General features: G+C 65.7%; 18 protein-coding genes. 8 read left to right on the forward strand and 10 right to left on the reverse strand.

Features of this window, described 5'->3' with window-relative positions; translation table 11 throughout:
* Positions 1–284: 284 nt before the first annotated feature.
* Positions 285–602, forward strand: coding sequence for a quaternary ammonium compound efflux SMR transporter SugE (gene sugE / locus ACZ6YI_RS21470; RefSeq protein WP_440326818.1), 318 nt, complete (start codon positions 285–287; stop codon positions 600–602).
* A 92-nt stretch (positions 603–694) separates the two neighbouring features.
* Here the strand turns inward: sugE and phoU are convergent, their stop codons facing one another.
* From phoU to rnt, 6 genes are all read right to left on the reverse strand, one after another.
* Positions 695–1,411: a phosphate signaling complex protein PhoU gene (gene phoU, locus ACZ6YI_RS21475; protein ID WP_465780392.1), complete on the reverse strand. Its 717-nt coding sequence runs from the start codon at positions 1,409–1,411 to the stop codon at positions 695–697.
* Positions 1,412–1,436: 25 nt separating this feature from the next.
* Entirely contained in the window at positions 1,437–2,180 is a 744-nt protein-coding gene (gene pstB, locus ACZ6YI_RS21480; protein ID WP_331643965.1) for a phosphate ABC transporter ATP-binding protein PstB, read from the reverse strand.
* Positions 2,181–2,262: 82 nt separating this feature from the next.
* Complete coding sequence (pstA, locus tag ACZ6YI_RS21485) at positions 2,263–3,129, reverse strand: phosphate ABC transporter permease PstA (RefSeq protein ID WP_465780393.1); 867 nt, start codon at positions 3,127–3,129, stop codon at positions 2,263–2,265.
* Positions 3,129–4,160, reverse strand: a complete 1,032-nt coding sequence (gene pstC, locus ACZ6YI_RS21490) for a phosphate ABC transporter permease subunit PstC (RefSeq protein ID WP_465780394.1) — start codon at positions 4,158–4,160, stop codon at positions 3,129–3,131. The genes pstA and pstC overlap by 1 nt, the downstream gene beginning before the upstream one ends.
* A gap of 116 nt (positions 4,161–4,276) precedes the next feature.
* Positions 4,277–5,299: a phosphate ABC transporter substrate-binding protein PstS gene (gene pstS, locus ACZ6YI_RS21495; RefSeq protein ID WP_465780395.1), complete on the reverse strand. Its 1,023-nt coding sequence runs from the start codon at positions 5,297–5,299 to the stop codon at positions 4,277–4,279.
* Positions 5,300–5,445: 146 nt separating this feature from the next.
* Positions 5,446–6,105: a ribonuclease T gene (gene rnt / locus ACZ6YI_RS21500; RefSeq protein WP_465780396.1), complete on the reverse strand. Its 660-nt coding sequence runs from the start codon at positions 6,103–6,105 to the stop codon at positions 5,446–5,448.
* Between the two features lie 215 nt (positions 6,106–6,320).
* Here rnt and ACZ6YI_RS21505 point away from each other — a divergent pair, with 215 nt between their 5' ends.
* The 4 genes from ACZ6YI_RS21505 (at position 6,321) to ACZ6YI_RS21520 (ending at position 10,742) form a co-directional block, all read left to right on the forward strand.
* Positions 6,321–7,703 carry a porin gene (locus tag ACZ6YI_RS21505; protein WP_465780397.1) on the forward strand — a complete coding sequence of 461 codons (1,383 nt, stop codon included), beginning with the start codon at positions 6,321–6,323 and terminating at the stop codon, positions 7,701–7,703.
* Between the two features lie 264 nt (positions 7,704–7,967).
* Entirely contained in the window at positions 7,968–8,312 is a 345-nt protein-coding gene (locus ACZ6YI_RS21510; protein WP_465780398.1) for a hypothetical protein, read from the forward strand.
* 210 nt (positions 8,313–8,522) lie between these two features.
* Positions 8,523–9,212, forward strand: a complete 690-nt coding sequence (locus tag ACZ6YI_RS21515) for a carbonic anhydrase (protein WP_440326803.1) — start codon at positions 8,523–8,525, stop codon at positions 9,210–9,212.
* Positions 9,213–9,224: 12 nt separating this feature from the next.
* Positions 9,225–10,742 carry a SulP family inorganic anion transporter gene (locus ACZ6YI_RS21520; protein WP_440326802.1) on the forward strand — a complete coding sequence of 506 codons (1,518 nt, stop codon included), beginning with the start codon at positions 9,225–9,227 and terminating at the stop codon, positions 10,740–10,742.
* A 99-nt stretch (positions 10,743–10,841) separates the two neighbouring features.
* On the opposite strand, the gene nth is transcribed toward ACZ6YI_RS21520, so the two are convergent.
* The 4 genes from nth to ACZ6YI_RS21540 form a co-directional block, all read right to left on the reverse strand.
* Positions 10,842–11,477: an endonuclease III gene (gene nth / locus ACZ6YI_RS21525; RefSeq protein WP_465780399.1), complete on the reverse strand. Its 636-nt coding sequence runs from the start codon at positions 11,475–11,477 to the stop codon at positions 10,842–10,844.
* Positions 11,474–12,079, reverse strand: coding sequence for an RnfABCDGE type electron transport complex subunit B (locus tag ACZ6YI_RS21530; protein WP_465780403.1), 606 nt, complete (start codon positions 12,077–12,079; stop codon positions 11,474–11,476). Before ACZ6YI_RS21530 ends, nth begins: the two co-directional genes overlap by 4 nt.
* Positions 12,080–12,108: 29 nt before the next feature.
* Positions 12,109–14,214: a methionine--tRNA ligase gene (gene metG, locus ACZ6YI_RS21535; RefSeq protein WP_465780400.1), complete on the reverse strand. Its 2,106-nt coding sequence runs from the start codon at positions 14,212–14,214 to the stop codon at positions 12,109–12,111.
* Between the two features lie 153 nt (positions 14,215–14,367).
* On the reverse strand, positions 14,368–14,814 hold the full coding sequence (locus tag ACZ6YI_RS21540) for a DUF2147 domain-containing protein (RefSeq protein ID WP_440325294.1): 447 nt from the start codon (positions 14,812–14,814) through the stop codon (positions 14,368–14,370).
* A 244-nt stretch (positions 14,815–15,058) separates the two neighbouring features.
* Between ACZ6YI_RS21540 and apbC the strand changes: the two genes are divergently transcribed.
* The 3 genes from apbC to ACZ6YI_RS21555 all read left to right on the forward strand — a co-directional run bounded on the left by apbC (position 15,059) and on the right by ACZ6YI_RS21555 (position 17,331).
* Positions 15,059–16,144 (forward strand): iron-sulfur cluster carrier protein ApbC, encoded by a 1,086-nt coding sequence (apbC, locus tag ACZ6YI_RS21545; RefSeq protein WP_465780401.1) that lies wholly within the window; start codon positions 15,059–15,061, stop codon positions 16,142–16,144.
* Between the two features lie 33 nt (positions 16,145–16,177).
* On the forward strand, positions 16,178–16,744 hold the full coding sequence (gene dcd / locus ACZ6YI_RS21550) for a dCTP deaminase (RefSeq protein WP_045827707.1): 567 nt from the start codon (positions 16,178–16,180) through the stop codon (positions 16,742–16,744).
* 86 nt (positions 16,745–16,830) lie between these two features.
* On the forward strand, positions 16,831–17,331 hold the full coding sequence (locus ACZ6YI_RS21555; protein ID WP_465780402.1) for a hypothetical protein: 501 nt from the start codon (positions 16,831–16,833) through the stop codon (positions 17,329–17,331).
* Positions 17,332–17,538 lie beyond the last annotated feature (207 nt).

Genomic DNA, 17,538 nt, shown 5'->3' on the forward strand with positions numbered 1-17,538 from the left:
TCAATAGTTTGGTGGCTTGCCCCAACAACCCCCGGGGGGGGGGCGGCCCCCCCCCCCCCCCCCCGGGGGGGGGGGGGGGGCGGGGGGGGGGGGGGGGGGGGCCCGCCCCCCCCCCCCCCCCCCCCCCCCCCCCCCCCCCCACGACAGCGGGGGCGGGTTACATGGGGGTCAGGCTGGCCTGGTAAAATGCCTGTCGAACCTGCGCAAAGCGGGTTCCCCTGCCGGGACGACCCGGTGGCGGCATGACTCCGCGGGGACGACCCCGCCTTGGCGGAGCCGGAACCATGTACTGGTCCATTCTCGTCTTAGCCGGTCTGTTCGAGATCGCGTGGGCCGTTGGCCTGAAATACACCGAGGGCTTCACGAAGCTCATGCCCAGCGTGCTTACGGGCGGCGCCATGCTTATCAGCATCGTCCTGCTGGCATTCGCCACCAAGAAGCTGCCGTTGGGCACCGCTTATGCGGTCTGGACGGGCATCGGTGCCGTTGGTGCCGTGACGCTCGGCATCATCCTGTTCGGTGAGTCCGCGCAGCCGTTGCGGCTGCTGTGCGTGGGGCTGATCGTGGCCGGGATCATCGGCCTGAAGCTCACCGCGGCCTGAGTCGGAAACGACTGTGGGAGCGCGCTTGCGCGCGATGGGGCTTGTCGTAACGCCCATCGCGCGCAAGCGCGCTCCCACATCAGCGGCCGGTTTTACTTGACGTTGAAGTCCGGGCTGGCCGTGTCGTCGCGCTTGGTGCGCGGCGCCACCAGCGGTTCGCCGTGGACGACGAACCACACGTTCTCCGCGATGTTCGTGGCGTGGTCACCGATGCGCTCGATGTTCTTGGCCATGAACAGCAGGTGGGTGCACGGGGTGATGTTGCGCGGGTCTTCCATCATGTAGGTGAGGAGGGCGCGGAACACGACCGTGTAGGCCTCGTCCAGGTCGGCGTCGGACTTCCAGACTTCGTAGGCGGCTTCCGCATCCTGCTCGTCGTATGCCTTGAGCACGTTGCGCAGCTGCTCGGCGGCGAGCTCGGCCAGGTTGGCCAGGCCGCCAGCGGCGGTGATCGGTGCCACACGGCTGAGCGGGATCGAACGCTTGGCCACGTTGGCGGCGTAATCGCCGATGCGCTCGATATCGGCCGCGATGCGCAGGGCCGCGAACACGTTGCGAAGGTCGCCGGCAATCGGCGCGCGCAGGGCGAGCAGGCGGACCACGTCCTGGCTGATGTCGTGCTCGAGCGAGTCGATCGCGTCGTCGTTGTCGACCACGCGCTGGGCAGCGCGCTCGTCGCGGCGCTGGACCACGTCGATCGCGGCCTCGAGCTGCGCGACGGCGAGCTCGCCCATCTTCACGATTTCGCCGGTCAGGCGCTTCAGCTCGTCGTCGTAGCTCTTGATGATGTGCTGGTGCGGGGTATTCATCGCATGCCTCGAAAGTGGTGACGGCTTAGCCGAAACGGCCGGTGATGTAGTCTTCGGTCTGCTTCTTGTCCGGCTTCGTGAAGATCTTTTCGGTCTTGTCGAACTCGATCAGCTCGCCCATGTACATGAAGGCGGTCATGTCCGAGCAACGCGCAGCCTGCTGCATGTTGTGGGTAACGATGACGATCGTAAAGTCCTTCTTGAGCTCTTCGACCAGCTGCTCGATGCGGCTGGTGGCGATCGGATCAAGCGCCGAGGTCGGTTCGTCGAGCAGGAGCACTTCCGGCTTCAGGGCGATACCGCGGGCGATGCAAAGGCGCTGCTGCTGGCCACCGGAGAGGCCGAGCGCGCTCTGCTTGAGCTTGTCCTTCACCTCATCCCACAGCGCGGCGCCGCGCAGGGCCTGCTCCACGCGCTCTTCCATGGTCGAGCGGTTCAGCTTTTCGTGGTGGCGGATGCCGTAGGCCACGTTTTCGAAGATGGTCATCGGGAACGGGACCGGCTTCTGGAACACCATGCCGACCTTGCTGCGCAGGCGGTTCATGGAGTACTTCGGGTCCAGGATGTTCTCGCCATCCAGCACGATCTCGCCCGCGGCACGCATGCCCGGGTAGATCGCATAGATGCGGTTGAAGATGCGCAGCAGCGTGGACTTGCCGCAGCCCGACGGGCCGATGATGGCGGTGACCTTCTTCTCCGGCACGTCCAGCGCGATGTGCTTCAGCGCGTGGAACTCACCGTAATAGAAGTTCAGGTCGCGCACGGTCATCTTCGCGGGCACCTGGCCCAGGTCGACGCCCGCATGATGCGGCGACGTGCCGAAGCCAGGCTGGGAGGCGACTTCGTTCATGTTAGTCATGGGACACCTTGGAGCGGAAGGCGAAGCGGGCGATGAGGCTCAGGGCAAGCACGAACATGGTCAGTACGAAGGCACCGGCCCAGGCCATGACATTGATGTCGGGGCTGGGATCCTTGGTGTATTCGTAGATGGCCTGCGGCAGGCTCGGCATCTTGTCGAGGGGGTTGAACGTCATGAAGTTGTTGCCGAAGGCCGTGAACAGCAGCGGGGCGGTTTCGCCGCTGATGCGGGCCAGGGCCAGCAGGATGCCGGTGACGATACCCGAGCGGGCCGAGCGCACCAGGATCTGCAGGGTCAGCTTCCACTGCGGCACGCCCAGCGAGAGCGCGGCTTCGCGCAGCGTGCCCGGCACCAGGCGCAGCATTTCGTCCGTGGTGCGGACGATGACGGGCAGGGCGATCAGGGCCAGTGCGATACCGCCGGCGAGCCCCGAGAAGGTCACGTCACCGTTGGTCAGGTACTTCGACGGCAGCACCACGATCGTGTACACGAACAGGCCCAGCACGATCGACGGTGCCGACAGCAGGATGTCGTTGAGGAAGCGGATCGTGGGGCCGAGCTTCGAGCGCAGCGAGTATTCCGCCAGCCAGGTGCCCGCGGCCACGCCGATCGGGGTGGCGATCAGGATACCCAGGATGTTGAGGATCAGGCTGCCGACCATGGCGTTGGCCAGGCCGCCTTCCTCGCGGTAAGCCGTGATCTTGGTGAACAGCTGCGGCTTCAGGCCGGCAAGGCCCTGGCTCAGCGTTTCCCACAGGATCCAGACGAGGAAGAACAGGCCGATGGCGGTGGCCACGAGGCTGAGCGTCATCGCGAGGATGTTCTTGACGCGGCGCTTGGTGTAGAGCGAGGCGGACATTATTTGCCCTCCTTCGTGGCCAGGCGGCGGAGCATGAGGCGCGCGATGAGCAGCACGATGAAGGTCACCACGAAGAGCAGGAAGGCCAGTGCCATCAGCGCCGAGCGCTGCAGGCCCTGGGCCTCGCCGAACTGGTTGGCGATGGTCGAGGCGATGGAGCTGCCGGTCTCGAGGAACGACAGCGAGAACTTGAAGGTGTTACCCAGCACGAAGGCCACGGCCATGGTCTCGCCGAGCGCGCGGCCCAGGCCGAGGAACACGCCGCCGATCACCGCGGTGCGGGTGTAGGGCACGACGATATCCCACACCACTTCCCATGTGCTGGAACCCAGCGCGTAGGCCGATTCCTTCAGGCGGGTGGGAACGGTCTGGAACACTTCGCGCATCACCGAGGAGATGAACGGGATGATCATCACCGCCAGCACAAGGCCGGCCGTGAGCACGCCAGCGCCGAAGAACGGGTATTCGCTGGCGAAGAACTTGGCGATCCACGGCACATGCTGGACCAGCCAGGACACCTGGCCGTCCGGCGGATCGGCGCTGAAGTTGTTCATCAGCCAGGGTTTGATGTGCTCGGCCACGAACGGGGCGAAGATGAAGAGGCCCCACATGCCGTAGATGATCGACGGGATGCCGGCGAGTAGTTCGATGGCGGAGCTGACCGGACCGCGCAGCCACTGCGGGGCGATCTCGGTGAGGAAGAGGGCGATGCCAAAGCTGACCGGCACGGCGAACAGCAGCGCGATGAACGCGGTGCCGATGGTGCCCATGACCGGAACCAGCGCACCGTACTTGTCGTTGCTCGGATCCCACTGGGCGCTGGTCAGGAAGCCGAAGCCGAACGTATGGAATGCGTCCGAGCCGAGCCACAGGGTGGAACCGGCGGCGCCCACGAGGGCCAGGAGGACGATGAGGGCGCAGGCCTTGAGAACCCACCCGAAGAGTCGGTCGTTGCGCGAATCCTTCGCGCTGCGGGCCTCTTCGGCCTCGCGCGTGGCGCTGGGAAGGGCGTTGCTGACAGAGGCGTGCATGCGAATGCGGTTTCCTGGGGCCTGTGCAAACGTGAGGGTCGCCGCCTGTGGAGGCGGCGACCCCGGTTGGGCGTTACCGTGACCGGCTTAGATGTCAGCCGGATGGCAACGACCTATTACTTGTTGCCGAGGTCCGAAGCCCAGTAGGCCTCGATCTTCTGCACCAGGGTCTGCGGCAGGGCGACGTAATCGAGCGACGCGGCAGCCGGCTGGCCCTTTTCGAGCGCGTACTTGAAGAAGTCGAAAGCGACCTTCGAGTGCGACGGGTTCTTCGACTTCTTGTACATGATGATCCAGGTCGTCGCCGTGATCGGCCACGCCTGCTCGCCCGGGGCGTTCGTCATGATGACGTTGAAGTCCTTGGCCGAAGCCCAGTCGGCGGTGCCGGCGGCGGCGCCGAAGGTCTCAGCGTTCGGCTGAACCCACTTGCCGGCAGCGTTCTGCATCTGCGCGAACGAGATGCTGTTCTTCTTGGCGTAGGCGTATTCGACGTAACCGATCGAGCCCGGGATCTGGCGCACGTACTGCGAGACGCCTTCGTTACCCTTGCCACCCACGCCAGCCGGCCACTCGACGGCCGTGCCGAACTTCACCTTCGAGGCCCACTCCGGGCTCACCTTCGAGAGGTAGTTGGTGAAGTTGAACGAGGTGCCCGAACCGTCCGAACGGTGGACGACGGTGATCTTGTTGTCGGGGATCTTGAGGCCCGGGTTCAGCGCGGCGATGGCCGGATCGCTCCAGCGGGCGATCTTGCCGAGGTAGATGTCGGCGAGGACGGCGCCGGTCAGCTTGAGCTGGCCAGCCTGCACGCCCTGGAGGTTCACGACCGGCACGATGCCGCCGACGACGCTGGGGAACTGGCCCAGGCCGAACTTGGCGAGGTCTTCAGCGCTCATCGGAGCGTCGGAGGCGCCGAAATCGATGGTGCCTTCCTTGATCTGGGCGATACCCGCACCCGAACCCACGGACTGGTAGTTGATCTTGTTACCGGTCGTCTCGCTGTAGCTCGCCGACCACTTGGAAAGAACGGGGTAGACGAAGCTCGAGCCGGCGCCGGTGATGTCGGTGGCCTGGGCAGCGCCCATGCCGAACAGCGAAGCAGCCACCAGGGCGGCGATGCGGAGTTTGCGTGTGAACACGGAGGATTCCTCGGTTGAATGAGAGTCGGGCGAAGCCCGCCCGGGGCCGTATTCCAGCCCTGCCGTGTTGCAATGAAATGTGCCGAATGTTTCAGCCTTATGACAGCAGCCGATTTGCTGTCATATTCAAAAGCTTACGAATTGCCTCAAACTGCGACCGACGTCACGCGATCGGCCTCGGAAAGCTCCAGTTCGCGCCAGCGGTTCACGATTTTGCAGAACAGCTCGGCGGTACGTTCTGCGTCATAGACGGCGGAATGGGCTTCGCGGGTATCGAAGGATAGGCCCGCCGCGATGACAGCCTTGCTAAGGACGGTCTGTCCGTAGGCCAGGCCACCCAGGGTGGCGGTGTCGAAGCAGCTGAAAGGGTGGAACGGGTTGCGCTTGTGCGCCACGCGGCGCACGGCCGCATTAAGGAAGGCGAGGTCGAAGGCGGCGTTATGGCCGACCAGGACCGCCCGCTGGCACTCGGCGACCTTTACCGCCTCGCGCACCGCATTAAAGACGTGGTCCAGCGCCTGCCGCTCGGGCAGGGCGCCGCGGAACGGATGGTCCGGGTCGATCCCGGTCACTTCCAGGGAGCGCGGGTCGATGTTGGCGCCGGGGAAGGGCTCCACGTTCGCCGAAACGGCCGGCTCGGGCACCAGGAGCCCCGAGGGCTCCATGCGGATGGTCACGACGGCGATCTCGAGCAGGGCGTCGCGTTCGGCATCGAAGCCGCCCGTTTCGACATCCACGATGACCGGCAGGAACCCCCGGAACCGTCCGGCCATGGCCGTAGCGGTGCTGTTACTCGTCGTATCCATGCCGTGAAGGATACCAGCCCCCGGCCGGACCGGGCACCAGACGTTAAGCCGATGTGCTCGTGTAGTCATCTTGTCACAAAAAAACCATGGAACCGTAAAACCCAGCGCCCATCCTTCGCGCCGTTGGACCTGCTTGAGAAGTTTCGGACAGAAATACCTCAAGCGGGGACACAGGGGTCCACACACACACTTTCCATACCTAGCGGAGAAATCCCATGCGTTCCAAGTTGCTCACGGTGGCCATTGCTGCCGGTCTGGGCGTGACGAGCCTCTCGGCCATGGCTGCCACCAAGCAGCAGCAGCCGGCTCGCGTCACGGTCGACGCCGCCACCCTTCAGCAGCTCCAGGCCCAGCTGGCCGCGCTCCAGGCCCAGGTCGCCGACCTGCAGGCCAAGCAGGAAGCGCAGGCTGACGCCCAGGTCGAGACCGCCAAGGCAGTCAACGACGTGCAGGTCGCCTCCGCCAAGCCGGCCGACGAGCTCGCCAAGAAGCTCGATGCACTCAACAAGATCGTCGACAACACCAAGATCGGCGGCACCATGTTCTTCGACGTGACCAACCAGGATCACACGGAGAAGGGTGTCACGGGTCCGAGCACGAAGAAGGACGGTCACGGTTCCACGAACGGCACCGGCTTCGACGTCAAGCGTTTCTACCTGACGGTCGACCACAAGTTCGACGACGTCTGGTCGGCGAACCTGACCACCGACTTCAGCTACCAGTCGTCGCTGTCGTCCACCAGCCTGTTCGTCAAGAAGGCTTACGTGCAGGGCAAGTTCGATCCGCTCTTCACGGTGCGCTTCGGTGCGGCCGACATGCCCTGGATCCCGTTCGTCGAGAAGTGGTACGGCTACCGCTACGTCGAGAACACCATCACCGACCGTTCGTTTGAAGGCGGCCGCTCGGGCGGCACCGCGACGGCTGGCGGCGTTGGCGCGTTCGGCAACTCGTCCGACTGGGGTATCCACGCCCTTGGCGCGACGACGGGTGACAACTCGGTCAACTACCAGCTCTCCGTGGTCAACGGTCGCGGCTACCGCAACCTGAGCCGCTCGAAGTCGGTGGACGCGGAAGGTCGCTTCGGCTACTCGCCGATCGAGCAGATGGTCGTTGCCATCGGCGGTTACAGCGGCAAGCGCGGTAACGACGTCGAGAACGGCGCCGACACCCGCACCGCGACCCGTGGCGACGCGCTCATCGCGTGGCGTGACAAGACCTGGGGCGCCGGCGTGGAATACTTCCACACCGAGAACTGGGACGACATCCTGAAGTACGTGGGCGGCGCGACCGGCCCGGGTGCGGCTAACAACACCAAGAAGGACAAGGCCGACGGCTACTCGCTGTGGGCTGACTGGAAGTTCGTTGACCAGTGGGCTGTCTTCGCCCGCTACGACAACGTGGACTACAAGTACACGAACCTGTCGGACGTCCAGGAAAAGATCAAGGACAAGTACTACAACGCCGGTGTCTCCTACGACATCCTGAAGAACCTGAAGCTGGCGCTCGTCTACAAGCACAACAAGCTGGACGGCCCGAGCATTGCCCCGTATGGCTACAAGACGAACGAAGTGGGCGTCTGGGGCATGCTGAGCTTCTAAGCGGTATCGGAAGGGAGTTCCACTCACGGATGAACCAAACGGCGGGCGCAAGCCCGCCGTTTTTTTTGATTTCGCTCCGAATCGTCTCACGCTGCGCCAGGGCATAAAGACGGCCAAATGCTGAATGAAACCGCCCGTCTGGCGGCTTGCGGGCTGCTGTAAATGTGCGCCACGCCTTGTTTTCGTACGTTTTTGCGCGTGAATCCTGAATTCGCCGCGCCGCACCACTTGCAACTGTCATAAACGCTGGCTAGGTTCGCCCGCATGGTCATCACCTTCCGCCAAATCATGCGCCGCGTCTTCAGCACATCCTTCGTGCTTTTCGCGCTGTTCGTCGCATGTGCGTCGGTGCAGGCCATGCCGTGCGATGCGCCGGCGGATCCCACCGTCCACGCCATCCTGGCCCTCGACGATGCCGCCGCGAACGACGGCCTCGACGATGCGATGCCCTCCATCGAGGACAACACCGTCAGCCTCGACGACACCTTCGACGTCCCGCGTGAGCACACGTTGCACGTCGCGCGCGGCATCGCCGCGCACCCCAGCGCGATGACCCCCGATCCCCACGCGCACCACCACAGCTTCGAGCTGCGCCCTCCGATCGCCTAAGCCTCCTCACCCCCTGTAGGAGCGCGCCCGCGCGCGACATCTTTTCGCCGAGCGTTACTGGGTCACTGGCTCTGCGTTAGCCGTGATCGCGCGCAAGCGCGCTCCCACAAGAGCTTCGTGTACCTCTGATTTCGTGCGGCCTTTGTAGGCCGCGCAGCGGGCCCTTGCGCCTCGCAAACCCCCTTCCTCACGCAAAGAGAGAGAACCACCATGGAACGTCTCATCCAGGGCTTCGACCAGTTCCGCCGCGACATGACCAGCGAGCAGCGCGAGACCTTCGCGCGCCTGGCCTCCGGCCAGACCCCGCACACCATGTTCATCACCTGCGCCGATTCGCGGATCATGCCGGAGCTGATGTTCAACGCGCAGCCGGGCGATCTGTTCGTCTACCGCAACGTCGGCAACATCGTGCCGCCTTATGCACAGCACGTCAGCGGTGTTGTCGCCGCCATCGAGTACGCCGTCACCGCGCTGAAGGTGCAGCACATCGTGATCTGCGGCCATTCGGACTGCGGCGCCATGAAGGCGTTGCAGAATCCGGCCGCGCTGAAGGGCAAGCCCTCCGTCGAGCAGTGGCTGAAGCACGCTGACGTGGCGCGCTATGTCGTCGCCGAGAACCGCCCGACGATCCAGGGCGAGGAAGGCCTGCGTTACCTCACTGAAGAAAACGTCGTGGGCCAGCTGGAGCACCTGCGTACGCTGCCTGCCGTGGCCGCCGCCATGGCGAACGGCAGCCTGCGCATCCATGGCTGGATCTACGACATCGCGAAGACGGAGATCACCGCCTTCGATCCGCTGGTAGGCCAGTTCCGTCCGCTCGCGACGGATCCGGCCGATGTTCGGGACGCGACGCCGCATGCACGGTTCTCCGTGCCGGTGGCGGTGGCGTCCGCCGCTTAAAGGAAGCTCCTCATGCGCACTTATTTCTCCCAGGGCCTGTTTGGCCGCGACCTCCTAGGTTCGGTGGTCGTTTTTCTTGTCGCACTGCCGTTGTGCATGGGTATCGCCATCGCATCGGGCATGCCGCCCAGCGCGGGCCTTATCACGGGCATCGTGGGCGGTATCGTCGTAGGCGCCATCGCCGGTTCACCGCTGCAGGTCAGCGGCCCGGCGGCGGGCCTCGCGGTCCTGGTCTTTGAACTGGTGCGCGAGCACGGCGTGGCCGCCCTTGGCCCCGTCGTGCTCCTCGCGGGCCTGATCCAGGTCGTGGCCGGCCTGTGCAAGGTCGGCGTGTGGTTCCGCATGACATCGCCCGCCGTCGTGGCGGGCATGTTGTCCGGCATCGGCATCCTCATCGTCGCGTCGCAGTCGCACGTGCTGATGGATGCGATCCCCATGGCGCGGGGCCTCGAGAACTTCGCGGCCCTCCCGGGTGCGGCGTTCGAAGCCGTCACGGGTGCCGGCGAAGGGCAGGGCCTTACCGCGCTCATGATCGGTGGCGGCACCATCGCCATCATGCTGGGCTGGGAGAAGCTCCGCCCCGCGAAGCTGCGCTTCGTGCCCGGCGCGCTGCTGGCCGTGATCGCCATGACGCTCACCGCGCAGTTCGGTGCGCTGGACGTCAAGCGCGTCGACGTGCCTGCCAACCTGTTCTCGGCGGTGAGCCTGCCGAGCATGGGTAGCCTGTTCGGCCTGTTCGACAGCAGCCTGCTGGTCGCCGCCGTCACGTTCGCCTTCATCGCCAGTGCGGAAACCCTGCTCTCGGCCGCGGCCGTGGACCGCATGCACGATGGCGCGCGTACCCAGTACGACCGCGAGCTGACCGCCCAGGGCGTGGGTAACATGATCTGCGGCTTCCTCGGAGCACTGCCGATGACCGGCGTGATCGTGCGCAGCGCGGCCAATGTGCAGGCCGGCTCGGCCACGCGCATGGCGGCGATCATGCACGGTGCCTGGCTGCTTGCGTTCGTGATGCTGCTGCCGTGGCTGATGCGGATGACCCCGGTCTCGTGCCTCGCCGGCATCCTGGTCTTCACCGGTATCAAGATGGTGAACCCGAAGCAGATCAAGGAACTCGCGGCCTACGGCAAGGGCACCGCGGCGGTGTACGTCGCCACGACCGTCGCCATCGTCGCTACCGACCTGCTCACCGGTGTGATCGTCGGCTTCGGCCTGTCGCTTTTCCGCCTGGCGCTGCTCTCGTCGAAGCTGAAGATGGACGTGAAGCACCACGACGAGCCGGGCCACGCCACGCTGCACCTGGAAGGCTCCGCCACGTTCCTCAAGGTGCCGACCATGGCCCGCACCCTGGAAGGCGTCCCGCCGAACACCCGCCTGCAGGTCTCGATGGACCAGCTGATGCACGTGGACCAGGCCTCGCTGGAGCTGCTGCGCGAATGGGGCCGCAATGCCTCCAAGCGCGGCTGCGAACTCATCGTGGACTGGCAGGAACTCAACCGCCGCGTGGAGGGTTCACGCCAGGCCGCATAGCCGGCTGTCCTGTGGGAGCGCGCTTGCGCGCGATGGGTGCCGGCGCCACCGCCCATCGCGCGCAAGCGCGCTCCCACCAGGGATTTCGCAGCGTGTGCGTTACGCCTTGGTCTTTTGCTTATAAGCGCAAAGGTCGCGAATCGCGCAGGTCGGGCACTCCGGCTTGCGCGCCTTGCAGACATAACGCCCATGCAGGATCAGCCAGTGGTGGGCGTCCTGGATGAACTCCTTCGGGATCACCTTTTCCAGCTTGTCTTCCACCTTGCGTACGTCCGGCCCGGGTGCAAGGCCCGTGCGGTTCGCGACGCGGAAGATATGCGTATCCACGGCGATCGTCGGCTGGCCGAAGGCGGTGTTGAGCACGACATTGGCGGTCTTGCGGCCCACGCCCGGCAGCGACTCCAGCGCCTCGCGCGACTCAGGTACCTCGCCGCCGTACTGATCGACGAGGATCTGGCTCATGGCGATCAGGTTCTTCGCCTTGTTGTTGTACAGGCCGATCGTGCTGATGTAGGTCTTGAGCTTCTCGAGGCCGAGCTTCAGGATCTTCTGCGGCGTGTTCGCCACGGGAAACAGCCTGCGCGTGGCCTTGTTCACGCCGACGTCCGTCGCCTGCGCCGAAAGCGCCACGGCCGCCAGCAGTTCAAACGGCGTCGTATATTCCAGTTCGGTCTTCGGGTGCGGATTCAGTTCACGCAGCCGGGTGAACATCTCGACGATGTCGGCCTTCTTCACGGCGTGTCCTTTTTCTTCGCCTTTGCGCGCGCCAGTGCCTCGAGCACGGCGTTGCGTGCGGCGGGCGCGCCGACATCGCGCTTGCTGCTGGCAAGCTGTTCCTCACGCTCTGCCCGGTCGCGTGCGAGGCGTGCCTCGCGGCGCTGGAAGTGCGTGCGTGCCGCATCGGCGTGGACGCGGTCGTCGGCCTGGGCCAGCGGCATGGGGTCGAGCGTGATGCAGTCCACGGGGCAAGCCGGCACGCAAAGCTCGCAACCGGTGCAGAGGTCGCTCACGACCGTATGCATCACCTTCGCCGCGCCCAGGATCGCGTCCACGGGGCAGGCCTGGATGCACTTGGTGCAGCCGATGCAGTCGGCTTCGATCACGCGTGCGAGCGTGCGCGGCTTTTCAACCCCGCGCGTCGTATCCAGCGGCACCACCGGGGTGCCGAGCAGCGTGGCAAGCCGTTCGATGCCTAGCGCGCCGCCCGGCGGGCAGCGGTTGATCGGCGCTTCCTCGGCGGCAATGGCTTCGGCATAAGGCCGGCAGCCATGGAACCCGCACTGCTCGCACTGGGTTTGCGGAAGCAGTGCGTCGATCCGGTCGGCAAGCGTTGGCATCATGGCTGGCGCTTTGGGCCGGGGCTGGTTTAGCGGACGGTGGCGCCCGGCGCGGCGCCCTGGTCGGCATCCAGCAGGAACAGGTCGGCGCCGCCATCACCCGCGGAGAGGATCATGCCCTCCGACAGGCCGAAGCGCATCTTGCGCGGGGCCAGGTTGGCGATGAACACGACGTTGCGGCCCACCAGCGTCTCCGGCTCGCCGTAGGCGGCGCGGATGCCCGAGAAGATCTGGCGCTTGCCCAGCGGGCCGGCATCCAGTTCGAAGCGCAGCAGCTTGTCCGAGCCCTCGACGAACTCGCAGGCGAGCACCTTGCCGATGCGCAGGTCGAGCTTCGCGAAATCGTCGATCGAAATGGTGGCGGTGTCGGTGGCGGGTGCGGCGTCGGTCATGGCTTTCGGGGCTTCTTTGGGCTTGGTTTTCTTCGCGTCCGCCTTGGCGGCCTCGCGGGCCTGTTCGGCGGGGGTAAGGGATTCCTTCGACGATTCGATCATTGCCTCGATCTTCTTCGGATCGAGGCGGCCGAACAGCGGCGTGAAGGCGTTGACGGTGTGGCCGAACAGCTCGCGGCGCGCATCGGCGAAGGTCGCGATGGGCGCACCGAGGAACTCCTCGGCCGCGGCGACCGTCACCGGGATGATCGGCTTGAGCAGGCCGGAGAGCAGGCGGAACGCATTGAGTGCGAATGTGCAGACCTGCTGCAGTTCTTCGCGCCGCGCTTCGTCCTTCGCGATGACCCACGGCGCCTTCGCGGCGATATAGCCGTTGACGGCATCCGACATCGCGACGAAGCGGCGGGTGACTTCCGCGTATTCATCGGCTTCGTAAAGGGCTTCGATGCCTTCGTATTGCGCGAGCAGGTCGCGCCACAGCGCGGCGGCTTCATCATCGAAGCGGTCGGCCAGCTTGCCGGCGAAATGCGTGTTGACGAAGCCCGCGGTACGGCTGGCGATGTTCGCCCACTTGCCGACGAGGTGCGAGTTCACCCGCTCCTCGAACGACTTGAGGTCGAGATCCACGTCGACCGGCGTCGGGCCGAGCATCGTGGCGAAGTAGTAACGCAGTGCCTCGGGGTCGAGGCCCGACTCGAGGTAGGTCCGTGCCTGGATGAACGTGCCGCGCGACTTCGACATCTTCGCGCCGTTCACCGTCAGGTAGCCATTGGTGTGCAGCGCCGTCGGCACGCGCAGGCCCGCGCCGTGCAGCATGGCCGGCCAGAACAGGCCGTGGAAATTGATGATGTCCTTGCCGATGAAGTGGTGCATCTCGGCGGTGCTGTCCTTGCCGAGGAAATCGTCGAAGTTAAGGCCCTTGCGCTCGCACAGCGCCTTGAACGAGGCGAGGTAGCCCACCGGCGCGTCGAGCCAGACATAGAAGAACTTGCCCGGGGCGTCGGGAATCGGGAAGCCGAAGTAGGGCGCGTCGCGGGAAATATCCCAGTCGCGCAGGCCGCCTTCGATCCACTCGCCGAGCTTGGCGACGACACTGCTATCCGCCGTCGGCTTGCCGCCGGTGAACTTGCCCGCGAACCAGTCGCGCAACAGCTGCTCGAACTTGCTCAGTTCGAAGAAGTAGTGCTCCGAATCGCGCAGCTCCGGCGTGGCGCCGGACATCACCGAATACGGGTTGATCAGTTCGGTCGGCGCATACGTGGCGCCGCAGTTCTCGCAGTTGTCGCCGTACTGGTCGGGCGTGCCGCACACCGGGCACGTGCCCTTGATGTAACGGTCGGGCAGGAACATGTCGCGCGTGGGGTCGTACAACTGCTGGATGTCGCGGCGGGCGATGTAGCCGCCCTCGCGCAGCTTCAGGTAAATCGCAGTCGCGATCTCCTGGTTCTCCGGCGAATGCGTGGTGTGGTACTGGTCGTAGCTGAAGTGGAAATCGGTGAAGTCCGCCTCGTGGCTCGCGCGGATGCCGGCGATGTATTCCTCGGGCGTCTTACCGACTTTCTCCGCCGCCAGCATGATCGGCGTGCCGTGGGCGTCTTCGCCAGCGACGTACCAGACCTCGTTGCCCTGCATGCGCTGCGCACGTGCCCAGACGTCGGCTTCGATGTAGCCCAGCATGTGGCCCAGGTGGAGCGGGCCGTTGGCGTAGGGGAGGGCGTTGGTGACGAGGATGCGGCGGGCCATGATGCTCACGGTCGGCGGTAGGACCGGGGATTATGGCATGGCCGCGCTGCGGTGCAGCGGGGTGTGGCGGTGCGGCGAGGTCATCGCGTGCAAGCACGCTCCCACGGGCCTCGCCGTTGTGGGAGCGCGCTTGCGCGCGATCGGCCGGGCGGCTTACTCAGCCCGGACCCATTCCTGGCTGCGGCCGATCAGCGAGAAGCCGATGTAGCCGTGGACATCCAGCTTCTTGCCGGCGTCTTCGAGCTTGAGGGTGACCTTGTAGATCTTGCCCTTGGCCGGGTCCAGGATCTGGCCGCCGGACCACTCGTCGCCGTCCTTCTTCAGGCCCCACATGATGGTCATGCCCTCGATGGGCTTGCCCTTGCGGTCGCCGCTGCACTCGTCGCACACCGGGTGCGGGCCCTTGTCGGACTTCAGTACCTGCAGGACCTTGCCCTCCAGCAGGCCGTTGTTCTCGGTGATCTCGACGATGGACTTCACCTCGTGGGTCTTGTCGTCGATGGTCTTCCACTTGCCGACCGGCGAATCCATCGCGGCCAGGGCGGGGAGGGCGGCCGTCGCGAGGGCGAGGGCGGCGGCGGTGCGGATCAGGTGCTTCATAGGCTCGTGGGCTCCCCATACGGTCAGGTACGGCCGGAGCCTGACGAAACGCGGGCCACGACGTCAAGCTGCAACGCGCCACCCGGCCCGTCGCCCGGGTAGCCCCCACCCCCCGGATTGTGGGAGCGCGCTTGCGCGCGATGGCGTTGCCGCACCCCCCATCGCGCGCAAGCGCGCTCCCACAACCGGGGGCGCCAGCCCGCCGTGCCATAATTGCTTCATCTTAGGTTTTCCTCATTCCCCCATGTCCGAAGCCAGCGAAACCCTCGTACGCGGCCTGCTCGACCGCGTCATCGACCCTCATTCCGGCCAGCCGCTCGGCGCTTCCGTGCGCGCCGTGGGCGTGGATGGCAACCGTGTCTCGGTCGATATCCAGCTCGGCTACCCGGCTGAAGGCTATGTGGCCCAGGCCGCGGCCGACGCCACAACGGCCCTGCAGGCCGACCCGGCCATCGCTTCGGCGGCGGCCTCGGTGACCTGGCGCGTCCATGCCCATAAGGTGCAGGGGCAACTGGCACCCATGCCGGGCGTGAAGAACATCATCGCCGTGGCCTCGGGCAAGGGCGGCGTCGGCAAGTCGACCGTCTCGGTGAACCTGGCCCTGGCCCTGGCCGCCGAGGGCGCGAAGGTCGGCCTTCTCGATGCCGACATCTATGGCCCCAGCCAGCAGCGCATGCTCGGCCTGTCGGGCAAGCCGGTCTCGCCGGATGGCAAGAGTATCGAGCCGATGCGCGCCCATGGCCTGCAGGCCATGTCCATTGGCGTGCTGATCGAGGAAGACACCCCGATGATCTGGCGTGGCCCCATGGTCACCCAGGCCCTGATGCAGCTGTTGAACGACACCCGCTGGGAAGAACTCGACTACCTGATCATCGACCTGCCGCCGGGCACGGGCGATATCCAGCTCACCCTGTCGCAGAAGGTGCCGGTCTCCGGCGCCGTCATCGTCACCACCCCGCAGGACATCGCGCTCCTGGATGCCCGCAAGGCCCTGGGCATGTTCCGCAAGGTCGAGGTGCCGGTCCTGGGCGTCATCGAGAACATGGCCACCCACGTCTGCACGAACTGCGGCCATGAAGAGCACATCTTTGGCCACGGCGGCGGCGCCCGCATGGCGGAAGAGGCCGGGATCGCCTTCCTGGGCGAGCTGCCGCTCGATATCCGGATCCGCCAGCAGGCCGACGAGGGCAAGCCGACGGTCGTGGCCATGCCGGAGTCCGATCTGGCGGCCCGCTACCGGGCCATCGCCCGCGCCGCGGCGGCGAAGCTTTCGCTGCAGGCGAAGAACAAGGCGATCTCGTTCCCCAAGATCGTGATCCAGAACACCTGATATCCTTTCCCGCTTCGACCAGGGAGACCGTGAGTGAGCATCAAGTCCGACAAGTGGATCCGCCGCATGGCCGAGCAGCACGGCATGATCGAGCCGTACGCCCCCGGCCAGGTGAAAGAGCGCGACGGCCACCGCCTGGTGTCCTACGGCACCTCGAGCTATGGCTACGATGTCCGCTGCGCCGACGAGTTCAAGGTGTTCACCAACATCAACTCGACCATCGTGGATCCGAAGGCCTTCGACAAGGGCAGCTTCGTCGACATCAAGTCCGACGTCTGCATCATTCCGCCCAATTCGTTCGCCCTGGCCCGCACGGTGGAGTACTTCCGCATCCCGCGCAACGTACTGACCATCTGCCTGGGCAAGAGCACTTATGCCCGCTGCGGCATCATCGTGAACGTGACCCCGCTCGAGCCGGAGTGGGAGGGCCACGTGACGCTGGAGTTCTCGAACACCACGCCGCTGCCCGCGAAAATCTACGCCAACGAGGGCGTGGCCCAGATGCTGTTCCTGGAATCGGACGAGGTCTGCGAGGTCTCGTACGCCGACCGCGGCGGCAAGTACCAGGGCCAGCGCGGCGTCACCCTGCCGAGCACCTGAACGCCTTCACAGTCGCACCCGCGCCCGACACCCGGGCGCGGTAGACTCGCCTTTTCCGCCCGTACCAACGATCCACGGAGACACGCATGACCCGAGTTCCCACCCTGATGGCCCGCATCGCCGGCGCGCTGTTCCTCGCCAGCATGCTGGTGCTTGCCGGTTGCCACCGTGGCGTGTCCAAGAGCGACACGATCGCCACCTCCTCTGAGCAGGGCAAGTTCGACTACACGCTCAAGGCTTACAAGAGCGGCCAGTTCGAGACCCTCGACGGCGCCGTGCTCTCGGCCACCGATGCCGGCAGCCACTTCGCGTACCTGAAGGACACCGGCAAGCTGCCGAAGACCGTCCTCCTGCTGCCGAGCGACGACTCGAAGATCCGCGACAACCATCTCGGCTTCATGGCCCGCATGGCCCTGGATTACGGCTTTGCCGTGTACTACGACAAGAAGGGCGAACTGGTCCGCCTGAACGCCGTGGAAAGCGAAGCCCGCCAGCTGGAAGACACCCCGCACAAGGCCGACCTGCCCGATCGCATGAAGGGTAAGGAAGCCTCCAGCGGCGCGTACGACCCGCAGACGCAGCAGTAAAAAAGAAGGCCGGCGAAAGCCGGCTTTTTTTGCCCCGTCGCATCGGGGTGGGACTTCAGGCTGTCGTGGGGGGGGGGGGGGGGGGCCGGGGGGGGGGGGGGCGCCCACCCCCCCCCCCCCCCCCCCGCCCCACCGAGTTTTTGGTGGTTTTTAGTTGTTGTGTGTGTGGGCGGGGGGGGGGGGGGGAGGGCCGGCCGGGCCCGCGAC

The organism is Luteibacter sp. NPDC104163 (assembly GCF_055584245.1).

What these genes read in the sequence shown, in the direction of transcription:
- phoU (WP_465780392.1), bottom strand. Translation starts at nt 1,411, where the DNA reads ATGAATACCCCGCACCAGCACATCATCAAGAGCTACGACGACGAGCTG.
- ACZ6YI_RS21515 (WP_440326803.1), top strand. Translation starts at nt 8,523, where the DNA reads ATGGAACGTCTCATCCAGGGCTTCGACCAGTTCCGCCGCGACATGACC.
- rnt (WP_465780396.1), bottom strand. Translation starts at nt 6,105, where the DNA reads ATGGATACGACGAGTAACAGCACCGCTACGGCCATGGCCGGACGGTTC.
- ACZ6YI_RS21510 (WP_465780398.1), top strand. Translation starts at nt 7,968, where the DNA reads ATGGTCATCACCTTCCGCCAAATCATGCGCCGCGTCTTCAGCACATCC.
- pstC (WP_465780394.1), bottom strand. Translation starts at nt 4,160, where the DNA reads ATGCACGCCTCTGTCAGCAACGCCCTTCCCAGCGCCACGCGCGAGGCC.
- ACZ6YI_RS21540 (WP_440325294.1), bottom strand. Translation starts at nt 14,814, where the DNA reads ATGAAGCACCTGATCCGCACCGCCGCCGCCCTCGCCCTCGCGACGGCC.
- ACZ6YI_RS21520 (WP_440326802.1), top strand. Translation starts at nt 9,225, where the DNA reads ATGCGCACTTATTTCTCCCAGGGCCTGTTTGGCCGCGACCTCCTAGGT.
- ACZ6YI_RS21555 (WP_465780402.1), top strand. Translation starts at nt 16,831, where the DNA reads ATGACCCGAGTTCCCACCCTGATGGCCCGCATCGCCGGCGCGCTGTTC.
- sugE (WP_440326818.1), top strand. Translation starts at nt 285, where the DNA reads ATGTACTGGTCCATTCTCGTCTTAGCCGGTCTGTTCGAGATCGCGTGG.
- ACZ6YI_RS21530 (WP_465780403.1), bottom strand. Translation starts at nt 12,079, where the DNA reads ATGCCAACGCTTGCCGACCGGATCGACGCACTGCTTCCGCAAACCCAG.
- pstA (WP_465780393.1), bottom strand. Translation starts at nt 3,129, where the DNA reads ATGTCCGCCTCGCTCTACACCAAGCGCCGCGTCAAGAACATCCTCGCG.
- ACZ6YI_RS21505 (WP_465780397.1), top strand. Translation starts at nt 6,321, where the DNA reads ATGCGTTCCAAGTTGCTCACGGTGGCCATTGCTGCCGGTCTGGGCGTG.
- pstB (WP_331643965.1), bottom strand. Translation starts at nt 2,180, where the DNA reads ATGACCGTGCGCGACCTGAACTTCTATTACGGTGAGTTCCACGCGCTG.
- apbC (WP_465780401.1), top strand. Translation starts at nt 15,059, where the DNA reads ATGTCCGAAGCCAGCGAAACCCTCGTACGCGGCCTGCTCGACCGCGTC.
- metG (WP_465780400.1), bottom strand. Translation starts at nt 14,214, where the DNA reads ATGGCCCGCCGCATCCTCGTCACCAACGCCCTCCCCTACGCCAACGGC.